General features: G+C 50.6%; 28 protein-coding genes and 2 tRNA genes. 10 read left to right on the top strand and 20 right to left on the bottom strand.

All coding sequences use genetic code 11. From position 1 onward, the window contains the following. Positions 1-70: 70 nt before the first annotated feature. The 13 genes from D9742_RS21320 to tssH all read right to left on the bottom strand — a co-directional run bounded on the left by D9742_RS21320 (position 71) and on the right by tssH (position 11,454). Positions 71-565, bottom strand: coding sequence for a T6SS effector amidase Tae4 family protein (locus D9742_RS21320; RefSeq protein ID WP_130238170.1), 495 nt, complete (start codon positions 563-565; stop codon positions 71-73). Beyond that, on the bottom strand, positions 562-1,296 hold the full coding sequence (locus D9742_RS21315) for a Rap1a/Tai family immunity protein (protein WP_240780479.1): 735 nt from the start codon (positions 1,294-1,296) through the stop codon (positions 562-564). Before D9742_RS21315 ends, D9742_RS21320 begins: the two co-directional genes overlap by 4 nt. Before the next feature lie 53 nt (positions 1,297-1,349). After that, positions 1,350-2,651: a type VI secretion system protein TssL, long form gene (gene tssL, locus D9742_RS21310; protein ID WP_130238169.1), complete on the bottom strand. Its 1,302-nt coding sequence runs from the start codon at positions 2,649-2,651 to the stop codon at positions 1,350-1,352. Further along, complete coding sequence (gene tssK / locus D9742_RS21305; RefSeq protein WP_130238168.1) at positions 2,648-3,991, bottom strand: type VI secretion system baseplate subunit TssK; 1,344 nt, start codon at positions 3,989-3,991, stop codon at positions 2,648-2,650. The genes tssL and tssK overlap by 4 nt, the downstream gene beginning before the upstream one ends. A 3-nt stretch (positions 3,992-3,994) precedes the next feature. After that, on the bottom strand, positions 3,995-4,528 hold the full coding sequence (gene tssJ / locus D9742_RS21300; RefSeq protein ID WP_130238167.1) for a type VI secretion system lipoprotein TssJ: 534 nt from the start codon (positions 4,526-4,528) through the stop codon (positions 3,995-3,997). Between the two features lie 67 nt (positions 4,529-4,595). Next, positions 4,596-5,081: an Hcp family type VI secretion system effector gene (locus tag D9742_RS21295; RefSeq protein WP_103253949.1), complete on the bottom strand. Its 486-nt coding sequence runs from the start codon at positions 5,079-5,081 to the stop codon at positions 4,596-4,598. A gap of 179 nt (positions 5,082-5,260) precedes the next feature. Continuing rightward, positions 5,261-5,713, bottom strand: a complete 453-nt coding sequence (locus D9742_RS23820; protein ID WP_130238166.1) for an STY0301 family protein — start codon at positions 5,711-5,713, stop codon at positions 5,261-5,263. Positions 5,714-5,725: 12 nt separating this feature from the next. Continuing rightward, entirely contained in the window at positions 5,726-6,022 is a 297-nt protein-coding gene (locus D9742_RS21285) for a BPSL0067 family protein (protein WP_240780477.1), read from the bottom strand. A 160-nt stretch (positions 6,023-6,182) separates the two neighbouring features. Further along, complete coding sequence (gene tssC / locus D9742_RS21280; protein WP_165382795.1) at positions 6,183-7,697, bottom strand: type VI secretion system contractile sheath large subunit; 1,515 nt, start codon at positions 7,695-7,697, stop codon at positions 6,183-6,185. A 24-nt stretch (positions 7,698-7,721) separates the two neighbouring features. Continuing rightward, the gene (gene tssB, locus D9742_RS21275; RefSeq protein WP_000996814.1) at positions 7,722-8,267 is read right to left on the bottom strand and encodes a type VI secretion system contractile sheath small subunit; all 546 of its coding nucleotides are present in this window, start codon (positions 8,265-8,267) and stop codon (positions 7,722-7,724) included. 60 nt (positions 8,268-8,327) lie between these two features. Then, positions 8,328-8,618, bottom strand: a complete 291-nt coding sequence (locus D9742_RS23815; protein ID WP_130238165.1) for a hypothetical protein — start codon at positions 8,616-8,618, stop codon at positions 8,328-8,330. After that, positions 8,512-8,808 carry a hypothetical protein gene (locus D9742_RS23585; protein WP_240780478.1) on the bottom strand — a complete coding sequence of 99 codons (297 nt, stop codon included), beginning with the start codon at positions 8,806-8,808 and terminating at the stop codon, positions 8,512-8,514. The genes D9742_RS23815 and D9742_RS23585 overlap by 107 nt, the downstream gene beginning before the upstream one ends. Positions 8,809-8,820: 12 nt before the next feature. Beyond that, positions 8,821-11,454, bottom strand: a complete 2,634-nt coding sequence (tssH, locus tag D9742_RS21260; RefSeq protein WP_130238164.1) for a type VI secretion system ATPase TssH — start codon at positions 11,452-11,454, stop codon at positions 8,821-8,823. 331 nt (positions 11,455-11,785) lie between these two features. On the opposite strand from tssH, the gene tagK reads away from it, so the two are divergent. Genes tagK through D9742_RS21230 form a run of 6 tightly spaced genes read left to right on the top strand, consistent with a single transcriptional unit; the run spans position 11,786 to position 17,956 of the window. Next, on the top strand, positions 11,786-12,700 hold the full coding sequence (gene tagK, locus D9742_RS21255; RefSeq protein ID WP_130238163.1) for a type VI secretion system-associated protein TagK: 915 nt from the start codon (positions 11,786-11,788) through the stop codon (positions 12,698-12,700). Next, positions 12,687-13,517 carry a type VI secretion system accessory protein TagJ gene (locus D9742_RS21250; RefSeq protein ID WP_130238162.1) on the top strand — a complete coding sequence of 277 codons (831 nt, stop codon included), beginning with the start codon at positions 12,687-12,689 and terminating at the stop codon, positions 13,515-13,517. Before tagK ends, D9742_RS21250 begins: the two co-directional genes overlap by 14 nt. Further along, positions 13,514-14,008 carry a type VI secretion system baseplate subunit TssE gene (tssE, locus tag D9742_RS21245; protein ID WP_130238161.1) on the top strand — a complete coding sequence of 165 codons (495 nt, stop codon included), beginning with the start codon at positions 13,514-13,516 and terminating at the stop codon, positions 14,006-14,008. Before D9742_RS21250 ends, tssE begins: the two co-directional genes overlap by 4 nt. A gap of 15 nt (positions 14,009-14,023) precedes the next feature. Further along, positions 14,024-15,907, top strand: coding sequence for a type VI secretion system baseplate subunit TssF (tssF, locus tag D9742_RS21240; RefSeq protein WP_130238160.1), 1,884 nt, complete (start codon positions 14,024-14,026; stop codon positions 15,905-15,907). Beyond that, positions 15,904-16,899 (top strand): type VI secretion system baseplate subunit TssG, encoded by a 996-nt coding sequence (tssG, locus tag D9742_RS21235; protein ID WP_130238159.1) that lies wholly within the window; start codon positions 15,904-15,906, stop codon positions 16,897-16,899. Before tssF ends, tssG begins: the two co-directional genes overlap by 4 nt. 10 nt (positions 16,900-16,909) lie before the next feature. Further along, the gene (locus D9742_RS21230) at positions 16,910-17,956 is read left to right on the top strand and encodes a type VI secretion system ImpA family N-terminal domain-containing protein (protein ID WP_130238158.1); all 1,047 of its coding nucleotides are present in this window, start codon (positions 16,910-16,912) and stop codon (positions 17,954-17,956) included. 130 nt (positions 17,957-18,086) lie between these two features. Here the strand turns inward: D9742_RS21230 and D9742_RS21225 are convergent. Beyond that, positions 18,087-18,163 (bottom strand) — tRNA-Asp (locus D9742_RS21225). 132 nt (positions 18,164-18,295) lie between these two features. Beyond that, on the bottom strand, positions 18,296-19,027 hold the full coding sequence (gene dnaQ, locus D9742_RS21220) for a DNA polymerase III subunit epsilon (RefSeq protein WP_130238157.1): 732 nt from the start codon (positions 19,025-19,027) through the stop codon (positions 18,296-18,298). A 64-nt stretch (positions 19,028-19,091) separates the two neighbouring features. On the opposite strand from dnaQ, the gene rnhA reads away from it, so the two are divergent. Continuing rightward, a complete protein-coding gene (gene rnhA, locus D9742_RS21215) occupies positions 19,092-19,559 on the top strand; it encodes a ribonuclease HI (RefSeq protein WP_130238156.1) in 468 nt (155 codons plus the stop codon). On the opposite strand, the gene D9742_RS21210 is transcribed toward rnhA, so the two are convergent. Then, the gene (locus D9742_RS21210) at positions 19,556-20,278 is read right to left on the bottom strand and encodes a class I SAM-dependent methyltransferase (protein ID WP_001295200.1); all 723 of its coding nucleotides are present in this window, start codon (positions 20,276-20,278) and stop codon (positions 19,556-19,558) included. The genes rnhA and D9742_RS21210 overlap by 4 nt on opposite strands. 33 nt (positions 20,279-20,311) lie before the next feature. On the opposite strand from D9742_RS21210, the gene gloB reads away from it, so the two are divergent. After that, positions 20,312-21,067 carry a hydroxyacylglutathione hydrolase gene (gene gloB, locus D9742_RS21205; RefSeq protein WP_130238155.1) on the top strand — a complete coding sequence of 252 codons (756 nt, stop codon included), beginning with the start codon at positions 20,312-20,314 and terminating at the stop codon, positions 21,065-21,067. Positions 21,068-21,138: 71 nt separating this feature from the next. Beyond that, a complete protein-coding gene (gene mltD / locus D9742_RS21200; RefSeq protein WP_130238154.1) occupies positions 21,139-22,497 on the top strand; it encodes a murein transglycosylase D in 1,359 nt (452 codons plus the stop codon). Positions 22,498-22,544: 47 nt separating this feature from the next. Here the strand turns inward: mltD and D9742_RS21195 are convergent, their stop codons facing one another. Continuing rightward, positions 22,545-23,315, bottom strand: coding sequence for a class I SAM-dependent methyltransferase (locus D9742_RS21195; protein ID WP_130238153.1), 771 nt, complete (start codon positions 23,313-23,315; stop codon positions 22,545-22,547). 77 nt (positions 23,316-23,392) lie between these two features. After that, on the bottom strand, positions 23,393-24,193 hold the full coding sequence (locus D9742_RS21190; RefSeq protein ID WP_085007981.1) for an endonuclease/exonuclease/phosphatase family protein: 801 nt from the start codon (positions 24,191-24,193) through the stop codon (positions 23,393-23,395). A gap of 240 nt (positions 24,194-24,433) precedes the next feature. On the opposite strand from D9742_RS21190, the gene yafC reads away from it, so the two are divergent. Further along, entirely contained in the window at positions 24,434-25,348 is a 915-nt protein-coding gene (gene yafC / locus D9742_RS21185; protein ID WP_130238152.1) for a DNA-binding transcriptional regulator YafC, read from the top strand. Here the strand turns inward: yafC and dkgB are convergent. Both dkgB and D9742_RS21175 read right to left on the bottom strand, forming a co-directional pair. Further along, positions 25,345-26,148: a 2,5-didehydrogluconate reductase DkgB gene (dkgB, locus tag D9742_RS21180; protein WP_130238151.1), complete on the bottom strand. Its 804-nt coding sequence runs from the start codon at positions 26,146-26,148 to the stop codon at positions 25,345-25,347. The two genes, yafC and dkgB, sit on opposite strands and share 4 nt — an antisense overlap. Before the next feature lie 162 nt (positions 26,149-26,310). After that, positions 26,311-26,387, bottom strand: a tRNA-Asp gene (locus D9742_RS21175). Between the last annotated feature and the right edge of the window lie 63 nt (positions 26,388-26,450).

Below are 26,450 nucleotides of genomic sequence, written 5' to 3'. Positions count from 1 at the left end.
AATATTCTTAATTACATGGCATTGCGATTGATATTATTTATCAATAATGCTGTAAAAAAATGCTTCATATTCAGCGCAGCTCCCAGAACCAGATCTCTTTACAATTGAAAGAACAGTGTGAATGACATACTGGTCCGGCACTGGTCGGCTCAATGAGATCGATATGACTGCCACTACCGCCGTTGTACCCATCAATTTTCCAGAAGAATACTACGCCTCTTTTGCCACCCAGTTCTGCCTGGAACTTAGCAGGATCGCGCCAAATCTGTGGTTTACCGAAAACGGATGCACGCGAAAGTTCATCTGCCAGATTTTTAGCCCCCGTTTCAAGACGCTTGCCTTTCCATTTCCCTTCTTTTATAGGAAGGAGACGCCCGTGAAATTTTATTCCTGATTTAATAAGTGCCACGCTCATTCGGGCAGCACAGGTATTCTCAAATTGCCCTCCAAGTTTTCCTTGATCGTAACCAATACCTGCATAAAAATCTTTAGACTCAACAAAGTCAGGGTTACTAAAATCTGCTGAGTTATGATTTGCCTTTAGCGTTGAGAATGAGGGTTTCATTTTCTTGTTCCTGCATCACACGGATATTCCATTAATTTTTCCACAATAACATCTGCTGCACGGACATTAAGTTCCTCACGCGTTTTATTTTTGAGAAAGGAGTATATGATTTCATTTAATGTCAGAGACTTAAACAAATCATACCCGCACCATAGTTTATTTTCCGTTGCATCTTCGATGCCGAGCAAATAGATCCCAGCCCTGAGCTTATCCTGTTTATTACTCGATACCCAAAACCGGAAAAATTCATTACCGGAAAGGTTGTACGTCTCTGGTGTCAGAGATAAAACCGGAGATACTGTGGAAATATCTTTTGTTGAGGTTTGTTTTCTCTGGCAGGGATATTTTTTAGCTAATGCCTCCTCAATCAGAGTTGAGGCTCTTACATTAGCCTTTGCCATAGACTGCTGCTCAATCCAGTCAAAAATAGTCTGATTTATTGTTACACGATCAACCTGCTCATAACGACACCATGTTTTACCTTCAGTTGCCTCCTGTACTCCCAACGCATACATCAGGGTATTTTCTTTTTCCTGTGAGTTATTAATGGCATAAAACCGCAGAAAATCATGAACATTCAAGTTAACGTTGTCAGGGGATATTAATCCAGCAACAAACCGGGATTCAGCAAAAGAACCATCTGAGAACAAACAACATAAAATAGTCAAAAATATATGCAAAGGCTGTTTTACATTACATCGTTCTAACATTGAGTAATTAAATCTGATCATTTTACGTATTGATGAATGATCAGGTGAATTGCACTCCAGACTTTTCATTTTTCTCACTCCACCACCAGAATTTCCACACGACGATTCTGCGCCCGTCCAGTTTTAGTGCTGTTATCGGCCACCGGTACGGTATCTCCTTTCCCAACGACCCGAATTCGGCTGGCCGGAACACCACCGGATGTCAGCAGCGAAGCTACTTCTGCCGCACGTTTTTCCGACAACACCTGGTTGGACGGGAACTCAGCGGAGTGGATCGGTTGGCTGTCGGTGTGACCGGTCACCGTCACAGCACCTCCCACACGCGCAATCTCCCGCGCGGCCTTATCAATCACCGGGCGCAATGTGTCATTCACGGTTTTCTGCCCCGGTACAAACATCGTGTCGCCACGGAAAACCACCCGGCTGTGGTGGTCATCTTCCTCAACCGTTAGCAGGCCATGCGCGATTTCGTTCGCCAGCAGGATTTTCAGCCGCAGTTTGTGCACCGGAACGGGCGGCGGCGGCAGATGTTTACCGATGGCGTCGATACGCTGCTGTACAGTTTCGGTGACGAGATTCATCCGGTGGCTATAAAGGCCAAACACCGTCAGCATCACCAGCAGCGCTATCCCGGCACTCAGCCAGACCGGCACCCGGCGCATCCGCCGCATCCGTCCGCTGACGGCACCGGTAAACCCCGGTGAGAGCGTCGGCGTTATCGGATCGCGGCGCTGGACCAATTGGGTCAACAGTTGCTGACGGATATCGTCCAGTTGCTTACGCCCGTCGGGCCGAACGCTATAGCGGCCTTCAAAACCCAGCCCCAGGATGTGGTATATGATTTCCAGCACATCGCTGTGCTCCTGGAAGCTGGCGGCGAGTCGGCCAATTATCTGAAACAGTTTGATGCCGCCTTCACTTTCACCATGAAAAGTGACCAGCAGGCTTTTTCCGGCCCAGACACCACGTCGCCCCCAGGTGGTGTTGTTGGCGGCTTCGTCAAGCGACGTACACAGGCAATAGCGCACCGCCAGCACATGTTCGCGGCGCAGGTTTGCCTGATCACACAACGTCTGGTATCGACGAACTTCACGCTCCAGTAGAACACGGTAATGTTCGACAAAGCCTGGGGAAAGTTCGCGGGGCATTTGTGCCAGTGCACATAGCAACGGACTGGCCGCCGCCAGTAAAGGATTCACAGCAGCAGTAATTTCGGCCAGACGAAGCTTCATATCCGGGCCATCTTCAACCACCACCTTTATATCTTCCCTGCGAAGGCTGTCCTGGATGTCATTATCAGGCGGCTTTATGCCACCCATTGAGGGCTGGAATGACTGGGTATTCACCGCAGGTGGCGTCAGAATCTCGTCGGTCATTTATCGCGAACTCCCCACAACTCCAACTCCAGCCCCGGAAATTCTCCGGCGGTATGCATCGCCATGCCACCATAGCGGGCGATATGTTCCCACAGCACACCGTCGCGGCGGATATCGTAATAGATGTAACCAGCCTGGAACGGGATCTGACGCGGCGGCACCGGCAATACCTGTAAAGCAAGACCCGGCAGGTGCGAGCGAATCAATTCCGGCAGGCGTTCGGACGGCCCTATTTTGGTCTGGGCCGAAAAATGTTGCAGTAAGGTGTCTGCGGACATATGCGCCTTCACCGCCAACACTAATGAGCTGAAATCTGACAGTTCGGAAGGCTCAACCACCGCATTGAGAATGCCGTACGTTCCCTCTTCCAGAGTGATTCGCTGCGCTCCGCGGATCAGCACAGCATTCAGCAGGTACTGCACCTCATCCACTACCGATTTCAGCCCGGCGTAGGGCGTCAGGTGCTTATATTCTTTATATTCTTCCGGACGGCGCGTCTGTGGCCGCACGTAGGTAGAGAGTTCCCCAGCCAGTTCACACAGGTTCCGATAGAGCACTTCCGGCGACAGCGGCGTTCTCGCCATATGTATCAGTAAGGGTCCAAAACGATTGAGAACTTGCAGGAGCAGGTAATCCGACACCTCTGCCGCCTCATGGCCGTGTTTATCACTGCCCGTCAACCGTTGCGCCAGTGAATCTGCGCGCATTTTGATCAGATCGTTGATCCACGATAGCCAGGTGCATATCAGCGCGCTTGCCTGGTAGTTCGCCACTGGGGGGATCAAATCGTTGTCAAGTTCGATTCGTCCATCAGGATGGAGCGTCGTAATGCGTGTCAGGGGCAAACCTATCCACGCGTCTGTCACCGCCTTTTCCGGCAACAGTCGCAGGCGCAGGTGGCTAAGTTGCAACAGCTGTGCGCCGCGCCCCAGCGAGTTGGCATCACGGATTTCATTTTCATGTACCGAAAAGCGTGCCAGTGATTCCGGATTATTGTCGAAGCTGGTTTCTTCACTGTTCGGCGTACGTATTGGCACTGCCAGGTAAATCAACTGGTTAAGGTGCTCTGGTAGGATGGTCAGAGGCGGCGGGAGTGGTGTGTGACCCGGCGCATTAAACGGCGTACCGTCGGCAAATACTCCGGAAGCCTTTGTGAGTACCAGCTTTCCAATGTTCAGCGCCTCACTGTCAATGCCGTATTCACTGAAGCCCCAGAAAAAGGGTGAAAGAGGCAAACTGCGATAATGAATGACATGTTCCAGATAGCGTTCCTGCTGCTGAAACATCTGTGGCAGCAAAAATTGTCCTTCACTCCAGACCACCCGGTTATTCCAACTCATAATTTACTCATCCCGTTCTTTAATCACTATGGCGCTTTGCTCTATACCGGCATCCAGTTCGACTTTTTTCTTTGGCATAAAGCGGCTGTACCAGCTTTTTTCCGGGGGATCAGGAATTTTATACGTGACCCGCCAGACTGATTTTCCCAGATTGCGATAGCCGGCGAGGATCCCCAGTGCCGTGGTTTCTTTATTGAGAGCGCGACGCAGTTTTTTCTCCTCGCCCGGGCGCAAGATAAAGCTGTCGCGGTGGAGTAAATCATCGGCGAGAACAGCTTTGTCATTGTCCTGAAGGGACCACCAGTCCGCCGCCGTGAAAGCTGCATCATTTTTCAGTTCATAAACGCGTATCTCTATGGGCGCGGCTTTTTTCTGATTGTCAGGATTCACCTTATCGGAAGCATTAATCACCAGATCGAGCCGCTGTGACATCAGGTCCGGCACATCGTCACTGTCAATGCTGCACCCGGAAAGCAGGCAGACAAAAGACAAAGCTACCGCACATAACCACCCGCCGGGGTTACGCCATTTATTCACTCTAATTTCCTTTAAAATCAAACAATAAAAACCGGCCAGGCTATTTACCTGGCCGGGAAAGTACCGCTTAAATTTCTTTATTGGCCTTGAAGTCGTAGCCTGCGGTGATGGTGCCGCCGCTGCCACCCTGCTGGTTTTGCACCACGTATTCCTGCTTCACGGTGCTGAAAGAGAGTTCGACTGTTTCACGGGAAGCAATTTCACCTTCTTTACTACCGCTGGGCGAAACAACAGCCACAATCAGGTCTGTGAAGGTATATTTGAGGTATTCCAGCGGATTGCCGCCTGCTTTACGCATGGTCAGCACGGCTTTAGGAATATGTTTGCCGGAGGCGCAGTATTTGAACAGGTTAGGGCTGGCGCGATCGATATAGTGATCAAAGTCCAGGTTAGTCACGGAGACTTTACCGGATCCCAGACCGCTACCTGCGTGCATGGTGGACTCCTGGTGGATATTCCAGCGCCAGCTCAGCACCTCAATTTCATTTTTATGCTTGTCATCCATTGACTCACCGTCAATGCCGTCAATTTTCAGAAAAATGTCATAAGCCATTTTCATTTCCTTATTAAGAATTACTTAAAAATAATCTCTGATTTATCTGTACATCTGGATACAGGTAAATCATTGCCGTACAGCCCCCCTCTCCTTAATTTCAGAAGAACAGAAGACTATATAATTTCCGGTAATAAGATACCGGCACGTCATTAATTTACGAACTGAATGTATTACATCTATTTACACATCACAGATACCGATGACTCTCCGGGTGCCCACTGACCCGGCAAAGAATATACCTGACACTTTGTCGCCAATGCAGGGACCGGTTGTGATAACCAAACCTGTCCATGGTTATAAATACAGGAAACCCAGTAACGTTCACTATTCTGATTACTGGTCATTGTGGTATCCCATTTTTGCCTGGTTTCACCCTTTATTGTCTCTGTCTCTGGTTTTAGATCCACCCGGTTTTCAGGTTTTCCCTGCGACATCCCTACACCGTCCAACCACAGACGGGGTTCATAGCGGGAAGATCTCTGCCACGATGCAGATATATCTGACTCCAGTACTGTTGTTGAGGATTTTATATTGATAAACACGGGGCAACTGACTTCCCACGCTGCAACAAATTGTGAATAAAACAATATAAAACCCAATGACAGAGAAAAAATAAAACGTGTTACCATTGAATCTATCCTCTACTCAATAATATAAAAAGCTTCCACATTATTACTGGCATCAGGATATGTTCCATCGCTGCGCATTCCACCTTTTCGGGAAATAGGGCGTGCAGAGACTTTCGTGGTTTTACCTGTCCACTGGTCCATAACATAAATATACTGACTATCCTGTTCCAGATAGAAAGCGGCATGCTTATGCTCATTCTGCCTCGAGGGATACTTTCCGTTAACAAAAGTGGCAATTGCTGTTCCTCTGGGAATAGATTTATCCCCAAGAACCTTTCGCCCCTGCTTCCAGGCTCCAGTATTCCCCACATGTGCATATACCTGAACTAAGAACCCACATTCCTTTCTGTCTCCTGCCCCGCCATTCCCACCATGTCAGTGCCCTGCAATGAATCTACCAGTCCATAAACATATGCCATATATCCCCCTGAGTATTACCCGGCATCATTCATTAAAATATCCATAAAAATCAGGCATTAACCTGTTTTACCGACGGCAGTTTTGTGACCAGACGCAGTGATCCTGTTAACCCTTCAAGCTGAAAATGCGGGCGCAGGAAGAATTTGGCATCGTAATAACCCGGATTACCTTCCACCTCTTCCACCACCACTTCAGCAGCTGCCAGTGGGCGACGAGCTTTGGTTTCCTGTGAGGAGTTCACCGGATCGGCGTCAACGTAGTTCATGATCCATTCATTGAGCCAGCGCTGCATATCTTCACGCTCTTTGAACGAGCCGATCTTGTCGCGCACGATACATTTGAGGAAGTGCGCAAACCGCGAACAGGCGAACAGATATGGTAAACGAGCTGAGAGATTGGCGTTGGCCGTGGCGTCCGGATCGTAATATTCCTGCGGTTTTTGCAGCGACTGTGCGCCAATAAAGGCGGCGTAATCGGAGTTTTTTCGGTGGATAAGCGGGATAAAACCATTTTTCGCCAGTTCCGCTTCACGACGGTCTGAGATGGCAATTTCTGTCGGGCATTTCATATCCACGCCGCCGTCATCGGTCGGGAAGGTATGACAGGGAAGATTTTCCACCGCCCCACCAGATTCCACACCACGGATCAACGTACACCAGCCGTAATGTTTGAAAGAACGGTTGATATTTACACCCATTGCATAGGCGGCATTGCTCCAGACATATTTGCTGTGGTCAGCGCCATCAGCATCTTCTTCAAAATCAAACTCATCGACAGGGTTTGTTTTCGCACCATAAGGCAAACGGGAGAGAAAACGTGGCATCGTCAGGCCAATGTAGCGAGAATCCTCACTTTTTCGCAGCGAGTTCCACGGTGCGTATTCGAGGTTTTGGGTCACAATTTTGGTCAGATCACGCGGGTTAGCCAGTTCCTGCCAGGAGTCCATCTGCAACACCGATGGAGAGGCCCCGGCAATAAACGGCGCATGGGCAGAGGCTGCCACTTTGGCAATGGAGCCGAGCAGATCCACATCCGGCGGAGTGTGATCAAAATAATAATCCGCAATGATACAACCGTAAGGTTCTCCGCCTAACTGTCCATATTCGGCTTCATACAGCTTTTTGAACATGGGGCTTTGATCCCACGCGATCCCTTTGTAACGTTTCATATTTTTCCGCAATTCATCCTTCGAAAGGTTCATAAAGCGGATTTTTAATTTTTCATCGGTTTCAGTGTTGTAAACCAAATGTTCCATCCCACGCCAGGAGGACTCCAGTTTCTGAAATTCCGGATGACTCAGGATTAGTTTGATCTGCTCGGTTAATTTGAAATCGATCTGCTCAATAATCGCAGCAATACTTTTATAAGCATCATCACTAACAGTGACGGTATTTGTCAGAGCCTGTTGGGCCAGCGTCTGAACTGCCGCCTCAACAGCCTTTGCAGCCTGAGGTGTCTTGGGACGGAAGGCTTTATCCAACAGCGAATCAAATTCAGTGTCCTGATAGGCAGTGGTTTGCGCAGCAGTAAGATCGCCTGTCGCCAGAAGAGTATCGTTTACCATGAAAGTTCCTTAATAAAATCGCAGTTAGTCTGCTGTTCCCGTTTCACCTGATAAGACACTTTCCTGTTGAGCGACAGGTTTTGGCGCGCTGGCCAGAGCTTTCAGTAACGTCGGGTCTTGTAATAGTTTGTTGATCAGATTTTCAGCTCCCGCTTTACCATCCATGTAGGTTTGCAGGTTGGCAAGCTGAGTACGCGCTTCCAGCAACTGGTTCAGGGCATCCACCTTACGAGCAATCTGCGCAGGCGAGAAATCGTCCATATTCTCCAGCGTGATATCGACCATTAACTGCCCTTCGCCCGTCAGCGTATTGGGGACAGCAAATGCCACGCGCGGCGCAATGGCTTTCATCCGCTCGTTGAAGTTATCGATATCAATATCAAGGAATTTACGGTCGGTGACCGGTGGCAGTTCTTCGCGTGGTTTACCGGCCAGATCGGCCAGTACCGCCATGACAAACGGCAGTTCGATTTTTTTCTCGGAGCCGTAAATCTCAACGTCATACTCAATCTGTACACGGGGCGCGCGGTTGCGGGCAATAAACTTCTGCGCGCTATTGTTGATAGCCATAATCCTTCATTTCCTTATCAGTCAGCCGACGACACCAGGGGAGTGGTCCGACGGTACAGTTTAAAAATCATACGCAGAGAGTATTTTTATAATCTCCTTGTTTTCTTTGTACTTTTCCCGCAGCACAGGGAGTGATTTCTTCGCCAGGGGACACCAGGTATCAACCCCCTTTTCGATGTCCGTTTTATCCTTCTCTGGTAAAGAACTGTCCCATTCACCAGCAAGATGCTGGCACATTTCCGCATTACTCAGAAAATGCTGTACATCCTGTGGTAAAGGCTGTTCCCCCTGAACACAGAAAGCGAACATCATTAACAGGAATGTCAACAACATCGGATAACGAAATGTCATACTTAATGTCCGTCAATTGACCAGTGCATGAGATATGCTCTAGCGGGAGGGCGATATGTTGCAGAGATACTGACCCTTGCACGCGCAAAAAATTATCTACCGATGCACGAAAAGTCCCCTGCAAATCATTAGTGGAAGAACTTCCAGGAAAGCGACTGACCCACAGTGCGCCACTTAATTCTTTTGCCACAAGGATGCTCCATTAATCCGTTTCAAAAATAACCTGTTCATCGTCATCAACACGAATGCGGATTTGCGTGATGGCCGTTTTCTCTGTCATCGCCTGCAACCAGTAACGGGACAGTTGTGGGAGGATATGTTGTTCGATATAGCCGATGAGCAAACGAGCGCCGGTTTCGTGCATCGGGCAGCGCGACACAATGTGCGTAATGAGTTCGTCGCCATACACCAGTGAAACACCATGCTGTTCCGCCATCCGAACCTTCAGCCTATCGAGATGCAGACGGGCAATAACGCCACGCGCCTTTTCATCCAACGGCAAATAGGGGATAACAGTGACTCTCCCCAAAAAAGCGGCTGGGAAGTGTTTGCGTAGCTCTGGCATTAACGCCTCTTTCAACCCTGCCGAATCGGGCATCAGCGCCGGATCCTCACAGAGCTGGCTGATAAGCTCCGCACCCGCATTAGTGGTCAACAACAGCGTGGTATTTTTGAAATCGATATGGACACCTTCGCCATCCTCCATCGCGCCTTTATCGAATACCTGGTAGAACAACTCGTGGACGTCGTGATGGGCTTTTTCAATTTCATCCAGCAGCACCACACTCCAGGGGTGACGGCGTACGGCTTCCGTCAACACACCGCCTTCGCCATAGCCGACGTAGCCGGGCGGCGCGCCTTTCAGCGTGGAGACGGTGTGAGACTCCTGAAACTCGCTCATGTTGATGGTGATCAGGTTCTGCTCACCACCGTAAATAGATTCCGCCAGCGCCAGCGCGGTCTCGGTCTTGCCGACACCGGACGGCCCGGCCAGCAGAAAGACGCCCACCGGTTTACGCGGATCGCCTAAACCCGCCCGCGCGGTCTGGATACGCTCGCCAATCTGTGCCAGCGCATCCATCTGCCCGGTAACACGCTGCGCCAGACGGGCGGGCAGTTCCAGAATCTGGCTGGCTTCATCTTTCACCATGCGGCCGGCGGGAATACCGGTCCAGTCGGAGACAATGGCGGCCACTACTGCCGCATTGACTTCCGGGAAAACGACGGGGTTTTCGCCCTGCCAGCCTCTTAATACCGCTTCTGCCTGTTGCAGCGCGGTTTCGTCACGCTCGCCGGGCTCTGCGCCGCGTTGCTCCTGTAAACTGCGAACCAACTCCAGTTCCTGCTGCCATTGCGCTTCGGTGTCAGAAAGATCGGCATTTAGCGATGTAATCCGCGCCGCCAGTGCATCGCCCCGCTCTGCGCGTATACCCATTTTTTCCTGCTTTAATAACAACTCCCGCTCCAGTTCGGCAGCGTTGAGCTGCTGACGCAAATACTGGACTTTCGCTGGCGGGGTATGGAGCGACAGCGCCACACGGGCCGCCGCCGTATCCAGCAGACTAATGGCCTTATCCGGTAGTTGCCGGGCAGGAATGTAACGGTGAGAAAGCTGTACAGCGGCACGCACGGCCTCATCAAGGATCAGGACGTCATGGTGTTTTTCCAGCGTGTTGACTAACCCGCGCACCATCTCAACAGCAGCAACCTCTTCCGGCTCTGCGATCTGTAACACCTGAAAACGCCGGGTCAATGCTGGATCTTTCTCAATATGCCGTTTGTACTCACTCCAGGTGGTTGCGCCGATGGTGCGCAGGCTGCCGCGCGCCAGCGCCGGTTTCAGCAGGTTGGCGGCGTCACCTGTACCGGATGAACCACCAGCACCCACCAGGGTGTGAACTTCATCGACAAACAAAATGACCGGCTGCGGTGAGCGCGCAGCTTCTTCCAGCAGCGCCTTCAGACGGGATTCAAATTCGCCCTTCATGGACGCCCCGGCTAGCAGCGCCCCGACATCCAGCGACAGCAGTCGTACATTACGCAATGAAGGCGGCACTTCACTCTTAACAATCGCCAGCGCGAAACCTTCCACCACTGCCGTTTTCCCAACGCCGGCCTCGCCGGTTAGCAGCGGATTGTTCTGGCGACGACGCAGCAGAATATCCGTCATGGTACGGATCTCATGCCCGCGACCGGTGACCGGATCGATACCACCTTCACGGGCCAGGGCTGTCATGTCCTGACAATATTTCGCCAATGCGGATTTGCTCCCAGCTGATTCGCTCGGAAATACCTGGCTAGCTTCCCCTGGAACAGCAGAATTCAAATCCGAACCATCATATGGCATTTCTGTTATTTCAGGAGATGATGTGATTAAAGACGGAAGAATATCTAACAGTTCATCTACTGGCAGCGCAGCTAGTGGCGCACAGATATTTTTTAACACTCGATATAATTCTGGCGTGGTCAACCAGGCAAGTAGTAACCAACCACTACGAATTTTTTGATCACCAAAGCGGATACTTGCCAACATCCAGGCTTTCTCAACAGAAAGATCGATGTGGTGGGAAAAATCGCTAATTACACTCGCGCCGGCAGGTAATATATCCAGTTGCTGAATTAACGCCTTCTCAACATCAGCAGATGTTATTTGGTAATGTCGAAGCACATTGTGAATATCATTCTCTGGTTGTTGTATTAGCTGATGCAACCAATGTGTCAGTTCGACATAAGGATTAGCGCGCAATTTACAGAACGTTGTCGCAGATTCCAAAGACCGAAATAAAGGTCTTGTTAGCTTTCCATATAGCGCGCTGCGTGAAACAGGAGTATCCATCTGTTACACCTAATGATGTAAAAACATATAAATGATACATAAATATAAATGTACCGATTAAGATTTCTAATTAATAGAATTATCAAAATCCCAGATTAAAACAATGATGCATATCACAGAATGCAATGTAATATAGCGGTTAGTATCTTTTTTATGGTGGTTTTCAATACACAAAGTCAATTACATTTATATCATGAATATATATTAGCAAAAACCATCATTATATATTTACGAGAAAATTAATATTGATAAAGCAAATTAATCAAAGTTGCTTATCTAAAAAATCAAAATAATTCTTCTATTAAAAAAACACTCTATACAGTGATACGTAATGAAACAAAATATTACCTGGGGGCTGCAAAAAATACAGGAGCACGGGGTTACCGATGGCACCATTTACACCACTGCAGGAACACAGATTATCTTCACCACCAAAGCACCATGGCGCCCTGTTTTTGATGTGGATGAGGATACAAAGATTGCTCTCAGCCTGACTCGCCACGAAGAGGCATGGTGGATAATCAATCTGTCCGATGAATATTGTTGCACAGTAAATGACCTGATTGTGGAGCCACATCACCGTATGCGCCTGAATGAAGGGGACCTGATTGAATGGGGGTTATCTTCCTGGTGTCTTGTCCGGGACAATCCGATGTCTCTTGAGAGTTGCGAGGAAAAGACAGCGCTGCAACCTGTCATTTCGCCAGAAACAATAACCGAATATCTCGATCTCGACTGGTTTCGACAACAACAGCAGCAGCCGCAAAATCCGTTCGATATTATTCCGGTTCATGGCGCAGTTGCTACTGAAGGCACCCCAGATTCGGATACCCCACTAACCTTGCTTTATCAGGAATACCGTCAGGCGTTGTTGTCTCCTGAACAAGATATTCATCGTCATGCCGATCCTTTCCCCCTTAATGGAGAGGGAGCCACGCAGGAGTTGTCTTCATTGCGTGATCTGGTCACTGAAGCCGATACATTGCAGGATATGGTCACTGGCGGGTTAAGCATTGACGCTATTCTCGATGTACTGGATGCCACCGGTGAAGGGGAAACTACCTGGCCTACCAAAAAGACGCCTCCTGATATCCTGCATCTGCTTTCTCCTGAATACAAACCTGAGGCGGTACATACCGCCATTCTGCCCGATCTGACGCAGCGAGAGCACCGTGTCATCGGCATTGACAGCCATTACCGGATAAACCCGGCACAACACGGAGATATCACTCATGACAAACAATAACGTGCTACCGGCTACCTTGTCGGCGCTGCTGCGAGACTATTCCGTGGCAGAGGGCATTCAACTGGCGGAACACCAGGTAAAGATGCACCCTGCACAAGCTTCACGTCGGCACAGCCTGTTTCAGTTATTGTGCGCAATCGGTGACTGGTCGCGGGCGCTGCAACAAATTCAACTGTGCGCCCGAATGGACGCAAATTATACTCGCGAGGCACAGGTATTTGGCGAGCTGATCCGATGTGAAATATACCGCCACTCCTGCTTTCAGGGCGAACAGCACCCCGGTTTTATTCTCCCACCGCCCGCCTGGATGGAGGATTTACTGGCTGCTCTCGCCTGTAACGCCCGCGGCGAAGCGCAGGAAGCCGATGCCTACCGCAGCCACGCGCTTGAAGCTATAACAGACACCACCGGGCAGTGGAATAGCGGCGTTTTCGACTGGATAAGCGACAGTGACTCGCGTACCGGCCCGGTGCTGGAACTGGTCGCTGGTGGTGTGTATATCTGGCTGCCATTTTCGCAAATTCGTTCACTGAAATCCCCCCTGCCCGCTAATCTGACAGATCTAATCTGGAAACCCGTCAATATCACACTTCACAACGGCGACACACACAGCGCCTGGCTGTTTCCTCGCTACAGCGGTTCTGAAAGGGCTGCTGACACTTTGCGTCTGTGCCGGGAAACCACCTGGCAGGATGGGCCTGGAGAAACTCTGGTTACGGCGTTAGGACAAAAAATTTGGCTCACCAGCCACGGCGATATCAGCCTGTTGGATATGACCGCTTGTACCTTTAATACACCCGAAGGCAGTGACGTATGAGCGCCTCTCGCTTGCGCCAAAGCAACCACCTGATGCCTACATTGTTTGATCGACTGTGTGACGATGTCCCACAGCAGAAACGCGATCACGATATCAGCGTCAGTTCAGTGCAGCTCAAGGAGATCATCCGCCGGGATTTGTCATTTTTACTCAATACCGTCAGTCATGAAGATGATATTGATGCCGCTCGTTACCCAGAGGCGGCAGCTTCCGTTCTGAACTACGGCCTGCCTCCACTGGCAGGCAGCTTTCTGTATGAACACAAGTGGGACGATATCCGCAGGGTTATTTTGCGCACGATTACCCGATTTGAACCCCGGCTGAAAGCATCCACCCTGCAAATCATTCCGCTACATGATGAGCAACGCCAGAGTGGTCATAACACATTACAGTTTGAAATTCTTGGCGAAATCCTTACGCAGCCGTATCCAACAGCATTCCGGGTACGCAGCGCGCTGGATATGGAACAGAGCCGCATTACGTTCTTTTAATATAGAGGGTGACCGATGGATCCACGGCTACTGGAATACTACAACCGCGAACTAAGCTACCTGCGCGAAACGGGAGCCGAATTTGCCGCACGTCATCCCAAAGTCGCCGCCCGGCTGGGAATGCAGGGAACGGATATTGCCGATCCGTATGTGGAGAGGATGGTTGAGGCCTTCAGCTTCCTGACCGCCCGTACACAGCTTAAAATTGACGCTGAATTTCCGCGTTTCACCCAGCGCCTGCTGGAGGTCGTCAGCCCCAATTATGTTACTCCCACGCCCTCAATGAGCGTGGCACAGCTGCATCCCGATCCGGAGGAAGGCGATCTGGCGAAGGGATTCACCGTCCCACGCGACACCGCTTTTTTTTCCGCCATTCAGGAGGGTGAGAGCACCGCCTGCCAGTTTCGCAGCAGCCAAAATGTGACGCTGTGGCCGCTCACCATTGAAGAGGTGCGCCTGACTGCCGCTCCGCCGGATATGCCCGCTCTGCATCGCTACCTACCGACCAACATTCATGTCGCTGGTGCACTGCGTATTACCCTGCGCACCTTCGGTGAACTGACGTTTAGCCAACTTGCCGGGCTGGACAGGCTACCGCTATATCTCTGCGGCGAGGAACGCACAGCCTCTCATCTGTTCGAACTTCTGCATACCAGTGCCATTGCCACACTGGCAGGCGTTCCGGGTCATTTTGACGGCGTACTAGATGTGAACCTGAAACAGCCAGTTACCTACGAGGGGCTGGAGCCGGATCAGGGGCTGCTGCCACTGACCTGGAACGTATTTCACGGTCATAACCTGCTGCATGAATATTTCGCCTGCCCGGAACGCTTTTATTTTTTCACCCCGACAGGCCTGTCTGCCGGGTTACAGAAAATTGACGGTGGCGTGGCGGAGATTGTGATCTTACTAAACCGCCTGCCGCCGGACTGGCTGATCCACCAGACAAATGCATCACAGTTCAGCCTGTTCTGTACCCCGGTTGTTAACCTTTTTCCCCGCGTCACCGCCCGAATCGACGTCACCCACAGCTCGACAGAACAGCACCTTGTGGTGGACAGGACCCATCCACTGGATTATGAGGTGTTCTCAGTCCAGGAAGTGGAAGGGCTGGACACCGACACTACACGGAAAATGACCTTTCGCCCTCTCTACCACACCCGCAATAACGATGAAGGCAACCACGGGCGCTATTTCTCCCTGCGCCGGGAGCCGCGTCGGTTGTCGGAAAACGCCCGCCGCTACGGCACCCGCACCCCCTATACGGGATCGGAAGTGTTTCTGTCACTGGTTGACCAATATGAAGCGCCGTACCCGGAAAATCTGCGCCATATCACCATCACGGCCATGGTTACCAACCGCGATCTCCCCTGCCTTATTGCACGCAATGGCCGGGACGATCTGACCGTGGATGCGGCCATCCCGGTGGCGGGCGTGGGGCTTATTCGTCCGCCTCGTCCGCCGCAGCATCCACTAGCGGAACGAGAAATGGCCTGGCGGTTGATCCGTCAGTTATCCTTTAATTATCTGCCGCTGGCCGATCTGGATCACCGTACCGGCGGTCAGGCGCTACGCGATCTGCTTAACCTGTTTATTCCTGCGCATGACAGTCCGCAATCACGTCAGGTACGCAGCCTGATTGGCTGCAAAACAACTCCGATCACCCGCCGTCTGCCGGGTTCAGGGCTGCTGGTCTATGGTCGCGGCGTCTGTTGTGAGCTGACGGTGGATGAAGAAGGGTTTTCCGGCATTAGCCCATATCTGTTCGGCCTGGTGCTGGAACACTATATCGCCCGCCATGTTTCCATTAATACCTTCTCGCAGATGACACTGCACAGTATGCAGCGCGGCAAAATTATGACCTGGCCGGTCAGGGCTGGACAGCGGGGAAGTGTATGAACGGCGATTTCACTCAGGCACTGGGAATGCCCTGGCGTTACGGTTTTCTGAACCTGATGCGCCGCGTGAATGTACAGTTGTGTACCGTCCCTGCAGGTAGTTCCTGGCAGCCACGAATGGAAAAATTTCGCCTCGGGCAAACACCTGCGCTGACTTTTGCACCACGGGAAATCGCCAGCGTAAGCTGGCAGGAAGGGCGTCTGCATGTCAGTCTGTACAGCCTCGGGCTGTGGGGGCCGAATGGCCCGCTCCCGCTGCACTACACCGAACTGGCGCGTAACCGGACCGAAAGCTTCCGCGATCCGACGCTGACCCGTTTTACTGACCTTTTTCATCACCGCTGGCTGACCCAGTTTTATCAGGCCTGGCGCAGCGCCCAGTCCGCTGGAGGTGGTCTGGATAAACCGGAATATGACCGATTTGCCTTTTATATCGCCAGCCTCAGCGGGCAGGATTTGCGAGAAAGTGTAGACAGCCCGCTACCGGATCACGTTCGCCTGTCGGCATCGGCCCATCTGGCGCGCGAATCACGCAATCCAGACGGGCTAGCTGCCACGCTGGCGCACTATTTCGGCGTGCCTTTTCGGATACATGAATATGTCCTGCACTGGATACCCGTGGCAGATGATGAAATTACCCGGTTGGGGACACCAGCCCTTTCTTCCGTCATTGGCAACGGCGCACTCATCGGTCAGGCCGTTCCGGACATGCAGTATAAGTTCCGACTGGTGATTGGCCCATTGACGCTGGCCGATTATCAACGCTTCCTGCCTGGCGGCAATAACCTGCCCGTATTGACCGAACTGGTTCGCGCCTTTACCGGGTTTGAATACTGCTGGGAAATTGAACTACAGCTAAAACCACACGCCGCACCTCCTGCCGTTACCGGCGGCCCATATCAGTTGGGCTGGACCGCCTGGGCTGGAAAAGCCATGCACGACAATCCGGTGACGGGCATGATTTTCGAACCTGAGCACTATCTGGCGCACTAAGGATAATTTAATGGATACATCTCTGTCAGACCCTATTTCGGTCGAATGCCCCTGTGGGCCGGATCTGGAATATGATCCGGAATACCTGCTGCTGTTCACCCGCGCGGCACCGCGTGAAGAAGCGCAATATGGCGATTTTGTCAGTACGCCGGAAACCATTAACTGGGCAGAACTCGAGCGAGACGCTCGCCGCCTGCTGACACGAAGCAAAGATATCCGAATCCTGGTGATTCTACTGCGCTGCCGTATCCAGCAGGCCGGAGCCAGAGGACTGGCAGAGGTATTCACGCAACTAGAAACGCTGTGCAGCTTGTACCCGGATACCATCCATCCGCAACTGCTTGCAACTGAAGATATCACCCCCGAAGATGCGGCAGTGGCGCGCAGCAACGCACTGTCAGCATTGCTGGACCACGAAGGCGTAATGGCGGATATCCGAGGCATTACGCTGTCAAATAATGCCGCTTTGCGCCTCCAGGTACGAGATGTGGAGCGCTCGTTGTCTGCATCACGTCCGGCGGATGCCCTGGCGCCGGAATCGGTACGCCAGCAATTGGCCGATCTGGAAGCTCGCGGTGCACTGCCGCTGGACGCTTTTCGCCAGGCAACTGAAACTACTGAGCGACTGCAACGCCATGCGCGTGAAACGCTGAATGACCAGGCTCCGGACTTTTCGCGACTTACGCAACTGCTGGCCCTGTTGCCGGGAGCAGTGCAGAGCACCACGCCGGAGATCCTGCCACAACCACAGGTTGAACAGCCGGAGAATACCACCATCGATCATACTGAACAGATGCAGGCAGAGCAGATTGCGCTAGCGGTGCATATCGCGGAGGAAATATCACCGATGTCCGGCGCAGAACCCCGGCAGATCCGCGACCGGAACGATGCGCTGGAACGCCTGCGTGTCATCCGTCGCTGGTTTGAGCACAGCGAACCGAGCAGCCCGACCATTCCTTTGCTGCTCCAGGCAGAACGCCTGGTCGGAAAACGCTTCTCTGAGGTAATAAATGAAATTCCAGTAGAACTGCTGGAGAAATGGGATGCGCTGGAGTAACAGAAGTGGTCAGAATTTATAATGTCTGGCCATTTTTAAATCATATCGTTTTACTTCCGGAGTGAAAAATTCTCACTTCCACCAAAACGACGAAAGCCTGAATCATTACTGACTCAGGCTTTCTGAATATTGGCGGAACGGACGGGACTCGAACCCGCGACCCCCTGCGTGACAGGCAGGTATTCTAACCGACTGAACTACCGCTCCGCGTTGTGTTCCATTGGGAACGAGGCGAATATTACGGATTGCCTCGTCCTTCGTCAACGGTTTTTCTCTTCTTTTGAATCGTTTGCTGCAAAAATCGCCCAACCTGCTATTTTTAGCGCCTTAAATGGTTAATTAAGCCCGCCAAAGGCAGCTTCCGCCCTTCTTCTGCACCAGATCGAGACGGGCCTCATGCGCTGCAAGCTCTTCATCTGTCGCAAAAACAACGCGTAACTTACTTGCCTGGCGCACTATACGCTGAATTGTTGCTTCACCTTGTTGCTGCTGTGTCTCTCCTTCCATCGCAAAAGCCATCGACGTTTGACCACCAGTCATCGCCAGATGAACTTCAGCAAGGATCTGGGCATCGAGTAATGCCCCGTGCAGCGTACGTTTACTGTTATCTATTTCGTAGCGAGCGCATAACGCATCGAGGCTGTTGCGCTTACCAGGAAACATTTTCCTCGCCACTGCAAGGCTATCGGTGACCTTACAGAAGGTATTGGTCTTCGGTATATCGCGCTTGAGCAGCGAAAATTCATAGTCCATAAAGCCGATATCGAACGCGGCGTTATGGATCACCAACTCCGCGCCACGGATATAGTCCATGAACTCATCAGCCACATCGGCAAACGTGGGCTTATCGAGCAAAAACTCATCGGCAATACCATGTACGCCAAAGGCTTCCGGATCCACCAGCCGATCGGGTTTGAGATAAACATGAAAGTTATTGCCCGTCAGACGACGGTTCACCACTTCAACGGCACCAATCTCAATGATCTTGTGGCCTTCATAGTGCGCGCCAATCTGGTTCATACCGGTGGTTTCGGTATCGAGAACGATCTGGCGTGTAATTGCAGTGCTCATAGCGGTCATTTATGTCAGACTTGTCGTTTTACAGTTCGATTCAATTACAGGAAGTCTACCAGAGATGCTTAAACAGGTAGAAATTTTCACCGATGGTTCGTGTCTGGGCAATCCCGGACCAGGGGGGTACGGCGCTATTTTACGCTATCGCGGACGCGAGAAAACCTTTAGCGCTGGCTACACCCGCACCACTAACAACCGTATGGAGTTGATGGCCGCTATTGTCGCGCTGGAGGCGTTAAAAGAACATTGCGAAGTCATTTTGAGTACCGACAGCCAGTATGTCCGCCAGGGTATCACCCAGTGGATCCATAACTGGAAAAAACGTGGCTGGAAAACAGCAGACAAAAAACCAGTAAAAAATGTCGATCTCTGGCAACGTCTTGATGCTGCGCTGGGGCAGCATCAAATTCAATGGATGTGGGTCAAAGGCCATGCTGGGCATCCGGAAAACGAACGCTGCGATGAGCTGGCACGGGCCGCAGCGATGAATCCCACACTGGAAGATACGGGCTATCAAGTCGAAGCTTAAGCCTGTGGTTTACGGCATTGCCGGGTGGCACCAACCGCCTGGCGAATTCGCGGTTTGTTTTTGCTCTGTTTCATCGGATTTAGCGTTAAAGGAATAGTCCGTTTCCGGGCAACAATAAGTTGTAAGCAACCAAGCGCAGGAATATGCGCATTCAATAGTTTTCCACCGTGTTTGTTCCACGGGAGAACGTGGAAACGGCTGGCGTGTAGGACTTCAAAATTCAACAAAGAGAGCCAGTCCAGCTGTCGCATCAGGGTAAACATCCGGCTGTTATAAGGGGATGTTTTTCGCAAGACCGGCACAAGTTTACGTAATCCCATTAAACTGATGGGATTGAAGCCACTAATGACCAGCCAGCCATCATCAATCAATACCCGATCGGCTTCACGCAATAAACGATGCGGATCAGTGCACCACGGCAATGTATGTGCCAGTAGACAAACATCAACGGATTTATCGGCAAAAGGAAGATGAAGTGGGTCCGCCTGCACCTGGACGGGCATTCCTTGCGCAGAAACATTCACTTGATGAGAAACCGCGCACGCTTCGCAATTGATTTCTGCGCTTAAATTGCCAATCTTAAGCAGATGAAAACCATACATTTTAGTGAACCATGGGTTGAGCTGGCGCTCCAGCGCCTTGCGATAAAGCTCTCCCCAGGGCAAATCGCCCCAGCAATCAGGAGCCACGACAGTTTGAGGGACTCTTGCCGGTTTCATCACAACCTTCCGTTTCACACTGAGAGGTAATCTATGAATCTTAACAGTATTCCCGCCTTTGATGACAATTACATCTGGGTTTTGAATGATGAAGCAGGTCGCTGCCTGATTGTCGATCCCGGAGAAGCGGAGCCGGTAATAAAGGCCATTGCTGCCCACAACTGGCAACCGGAGGCAATATTTCTCACACACCACCATCACGATCACGTTGGCGGCGTGAAAGAACTGGTGGAAAAGTTTCCGCAAATTGTGGTCTACGGCCCACACGAGACACAAGATAAGGGAACAACGCAGGTAGTCAAAGATGGCGATACTGCCTTCGTTTTGGGGCATGAATTTAGTGTAATTGCTACACCTGGTCACACTTTAGGACATATCTGTTACTTCAATAATCCTTATCTATTTTGCGGGGATACTCTTTTTTCTGGTGGCTGTGGGCGATTATTTGAAGGCACTGCTTCTCAAATGTATCAATCACTTAAAAAATTAAGTGCTCTACCTGACGATACACTGGTATGTTGTGCTCATGAATATACTTTTTCAAATATGAAGTTTGCCTTGAGTATTCTTCCGCACGATTTGTCCATAAATGATTATTATCGTAAAGTTATTGAGTTACGGGCAAAAAATCAAACAACACTCCCCGTAATTCTGAAAAATGAGCGGAAAATTAATGTTTTTTTAAGAACAGAAGATATTGATTTGGTTAAAGTAATTAATAAAGAAACATTATTGCAACAACCTGAAGAGCGTTTTGCCTGGTTAAGGTCAAAGAAAGATAGATTCTGATAAAACTTTCTTGTCATCGGCTTCGTTCGCCGTTATGATCGGTCGTCTTTTAAGCAACTATTGACACACACATGAAGGCAAAAGCGATATTACTCGCCTCTGTCCTGCTCGTGGGTTGCCAAAGTACCGGCAACGTTCAACAGCACGCACAGAGCCTTTCTGCAGCTGGTCAAGGGGAAGCAGCAAAGTTTACAAGTCAGGCTCGATGGATGGACGATGGGACGTCTATCGCGCCAGATGGTGACTTGTGGGCTTTCATTGGCGACGAGCTAAAGATGGGAATTCCGGAAAATGACCGGATTCGCGAACAGAAACAGAAATATTTACGCAATAAGAGCTATCTCCACGATGTAACTTTACGGGCAGAGCCGTATATGTACTGGATAGCCGGGCAAGTTAAAAAACGTAACATGCCTATGGAACTGGTACTACTACCCATAGTGGAGAGCGCTTTTGATCCTCACGCAACGTCTGGCGCCAATGCCGCAGGCATCTGGCAGATCATTCCGAGCACGGGGCGCAATTATGGTTTGAAACAGACCCGCAATTATGACGCGCGTCGCGATGTTGTTGCTTCAACAACTGCCGCGCTGAACATGATGCAGCGTCTGAACAAGATGTTTGACGGCGACTGGCTTTTGACCGTAGCGGCTTATAACAGCGGCGAAGGTCGGGTTATGAAGGCAATTAAAACGAACAAAGCGCGTGGGAAATCCACGGACTTCTGGTCGTTACCGTTGCCGCAGGAAACGAAGCAGTACGTGCCTAAAATGCTGGCATTGAGCGATATTCTCAAAAACAGCAAACGTTATGGCGTACGTCTGCCGACGACCGATGAAAGCCGTGCTCTGGCGCGTGTACACCTGAGCAGCCCGGTTGATATGGCGAAGGTTGCAGATATGGCGGGAATTTCCGTCAGCAAGCTGAAGACATTCAACGCTGGCGTGAAAGGCTCCACGCTGGGCGCAAGTGGCCCGCAGTACGTGATGGTGCCAAAGAAGCATGCAGATCAACTGCGTGAATCTCTGGCTTCCGGCGAAATTGCTGCCGTTCAGTCGACACTGGTTGCCGACAATACACCGCTTAACAGCCGTGTTTACACCGTACGCTCTGGCGACACGCTTTCAAGCATCGCTTCACGTCTCGGCGTAAGCACCAAAGATTTGCAGCAGTGGAACAAACTGCGCGGCTCTAAGCTGAAACCAGGCCAAAGTCTGACGATTGGCGCAGGTAGTAGCGCACAGCGACTGGCAAACAATAGCGATAGCATTACGTATCGTGTACGCAAAGGCGATTCGCTTTCAAGCATTGCTAAACGCCACGGCGTGAACATCAAAGATGTGATGCGCTGGAACAGCGACACTGCGAATCTGCAACCAGGCGATAAGCTGACGTTGTTTGTAAAAAACAACAGCATGCCAGACTCCTGACAAACCAGATAATAGAAAGGCACCGATTCCCCCGGTGCCTTTTTTATTTATGCCGCTTTATGTGCTTCTACCATGATGATATCACTGGTGAAAGAGCCATCATTCTGCAAGGCAAAATACGTTTTCACCTCTGTCGATGCGCTCTGTTGGTAAACGCGAATAGCGTCCACTAACGCTTCTGGCGTGCGCATTCTCGCGACCCATGAAGAAAATTCCAGGGGCAATTTATCAGTGATTAAATTATCAACAACCAAATTGGCTTCATTGATTAACGCCAACCACTCACCACTGGCGTAGTTTCGTACGTGAGAGGTATCGCGTAATGCTTCTACCGTCTGTAACCAGATGTCGCGCACTGGGTGACCCGGAGACATTACGTCCATCACAATCAGCCTACCGCCGGGCTTCAATACCCGATTAACTTCGCGCAGTGCTGCGCCGACATCATGCCAGTGATGAGCAGAATAACGGCTGATCACAATATCAAAAGCGTTATCGGCAAATGGCAGGCTTTCGGCATAACCATGACGAGTAGTGATATTTTTCAGTTGTCGGGTATCGGCAGCTTGCGCGACGACATCCAGCATTTGGGCAGATAAGTCATACGCCACCACTGCCTGAACGTTTTGCGCAGCGACAAAGCTGGCATGCCCTGCTCCACAGCCCATATCAAGTACACTTGCGTCAGGATACTCGGCCAGACGCGCCGCCAGGCGCTGTAAGTCTTGCCCGGTGACATGTACGGCACTGGTCAAATATTCAGTGGCCTGCGAGCTAAACTGCTTTTCTACGTGGTCATGGTGGGATTGTGTTGTCATTACGCTGTCCTTTTGTTGTTTGAGTATAAAAGGGCAGCGCCAAACGTTGGTCTGCCCTGTGGCAGACCTGACATACCTTATTTATCAGGCTTGCCGGGACTGAATTCAACGAGTAGCGGATTGTGATCGGAAGCGCGCGTAACCAGTACAGAAGCTTCGTTGACGTTCAGACCACGGTAGAAGACAAAATCGAGCGGGCGACCAAACGCACGTCGACGCTGATCATCAGTAAAACGCACCTGGCGCAGCGACATTTCCCGCGCAAAGCGATATAACGCGTTCATCCTTCTACGGCTCCAGGCATTGAAATCTCCCGCCATAATGACCGGGCCACTGTGATGGGCAATCTGATCGCCAATAGGAAGTAACTGCTTACTATAGACATCCACGCCCAAACTGAAGTTGACGGCGTGTATATTAACCACCATCAACAGGCGGGTGTCAGGTAATGGATAGACCGTCACCAGTGCCGACTTCGCCAGACGCAAAATGGGTTCTCGTTCACGTAACGGACAGCAATAAATGGGATGTGCCGCCGAAAGGGTCATTACACCGGAAGGATGTTGTGGCAGCACGAAAGCAGGCACCTGATCGGCGGCAAGATAGTTAGCGGTCGCAAACTGCACCAACTCTGGCGTTGTTTGCGCTTCCTGCAATAACACCAGATGCGCATCTTTGCCGTAGTTCTTTAATACCGACAACCATTCAGCGCGTTGCTGTTTGTAAATGTTCCACACCAGGATCCGAATACGCTCTTCGGTACTTAACGGTTCTCCGGGCGGTAATGCCTGGCCGATGCTCGCAAAAGACCCCGGCGGTAAGATCCTCTCCGCAGGTTGTCCGGCAACATAGCGCATGGCATAGGTGTTTTTTCGCACTTTTGACTTTGAAACCTCTATTACGTCAACCCTTCCGCACTCGGGAGGGTTCTACTGTTATAGGGATTTTAGCTCACTCTTTCAACGAGCAATTGTATATTGTTATGTAAGCAAGTGCTTACACCGGTCAGAATTTTGCTCATTATTGAGAACATTAAATCGGATGACATATCACACATCCTGATGGTTTAATGACAAATAAATTCAAAATATCTCTTCTATTTTGCAACAGGAGCAAAAATGAAAGCCACGTCGGAAGAACTCGCCATTTTTGTTTCGGTCGTCGAAAGCGGCAGCTTTAGCCGGGCAGCGGAACAATTAGGGCAAGCAAACTCAGCGGTAAGCCGGGCGGTGAAAAAGCTGGAGATGAAACTTGGCGTTAGCCTGCTTAATCGGACCACGCGACAACTTAGCCTGACGGAAGAAGGCGAGCGTTATTTTCGTCGCGTACAGTCAATTTTGCAGGAGATGGCTGCGGCAGAATCAGAAATTATGGAGACGCGTAATACGCCACGCGGACTGTTACGGATCGATGCCGCAACCCCTGTGGTGCTGCACTTCCTGATGCCGTTGATTAAGCCTTTCCGTGAACGCTATCCGGAAGTCACTTTATCGCTAGTCTCCTCCGAAACGATTATTAATTTGATCGAAAGAAAAGTGGATGTCGCGATACGCGCTGGTACGTTAACGGATTCCAGCTTACGTGCCAGGCCGTTATTTAACAGTTATCGAAAAATTATCGCCTCCCCCGATTATATTTCCCGCTACGGGAAGCCAGAAACGATCGACGATTTAAAGCAACATGTTTGCCTGGGATTCACTGAACCCGCTTCCCTCAATACCTGGCCGATAGCCTGTAGTGATGGACAATTACATGAGGTGAAGTACTGTTTGTCATCCAATAGTGGAGAAACACTGAAACAGCTTTGCCTGAGTGGCAACGGGATTGCGTGTTTGTCCGACTACATGATCGACAGAGAAATCGCTCGCGGAGAATTGGTGGAGTTAATGGCAGATAAAGTGTTGCCAGTGGAAATGCCATTCAGTGCCGTCTATTACAGCGACCGTGCGGTAAGTACGCGCATCCGGGCTTTTATCGATTTCCTTAGCGAGCATGTAAAAACAGCTCCCGGAGGAGCTGTCAGAGAGGCTTAATCCCATTCAGGAGCCAGACCTTCCGGGCTAACCAGGCGGTCGTTGCAATCCAGTGCGGCGATCGCTTTTTTATCTTCGGCATCAAGCTGTAAATTTTGTGCCTTAAGATTACTTTCCAGGTTTTTACGTTTAGTAGAAGAAGGAATTACTGAGTAACCTTCCCCCATAGCCCACGCCAGAATCACTTGTGCCGGAGTCGCATTGTGTTTAGCTGCGATACGAGCAATAACCTCATCTTTCAGGGCCTTACCATACGCCAGCGTCATATAGGAAGTAATATGGATGCCGTGCTGTTTAGCCCAGGCAACCACTTTACGGTTTTGCAGATAAGGAGAGAGTTCAATCTGGTTAGTAGCGATGTTTTCAGCGCCAACAGCAGCAATCGCCTTTTCCATCAATGGGATCGTGAAGTTGGAAATACCGATCTCACGCGTCAGCCCTTGTTTTTTGGCTTCCAGCAGCGCCTGCATAAACTCTTCAACAGAGACTTCATCGTTTGGTGACGGCCAGTGGATTAGCGTCAGATCAACATAATCGGTACGCAGCTTTTGCAGGCTCTCTTCCAGGCTCGGGATCAGTTTGTCTTTACTGAGGTTTTCAATCCAGATTTTAGTGGTGATGTAAAGTTCATTACGTGGCACGCCGCTTTCTGCAATCGCCTGACCTACTGCTGCTTCGTTATCATAGATTTGTGCGGTATCAATTGCACGATAGCCAAGTTCAAGCGCCGTTTTCACTGATGTGATAACAACGTCGTCTTTGAGACGGAAAGTACCTAAACCAAATGCAGGGATAGCCATAATATGCCTCTTTTAATGCTATTTTCGTTAACTGAGGTGATTATGGGTTTTAGACTGTTGAGGAAAAAGGGCGTAAAACGCAGAGGATTTTTGCGATTTTAGCAATAATAGAAATGTAGACGAAAAAAAACCTCGAGCGATAACTCGAGGCTTCTTAATAAGTGGCGGAACGGACGGGACTCGAACCCGCGACCCCCTGCGTGACAGGCAGGTATTCTAACCGACTGAACTACCGCTCCACCGAATTCTTTTACAACCACCGGTTTTATGACCGGCTTACTGCTTTATTTGATGCCTGGCAG

It is taken from the genome of Escherichia sp. E1V33 (assembly GCF_004211955.1).
Lineage (GTDB): Bacteria > Pseudomonadota > Gammaproteobacteria > Enterobacterales > Enterobacteriaceae > Escherichia.
Note: the sequence above shows the minus strand (reverse complement) of the source record. Positions and strands in the feature narration are given on the sequence as shown.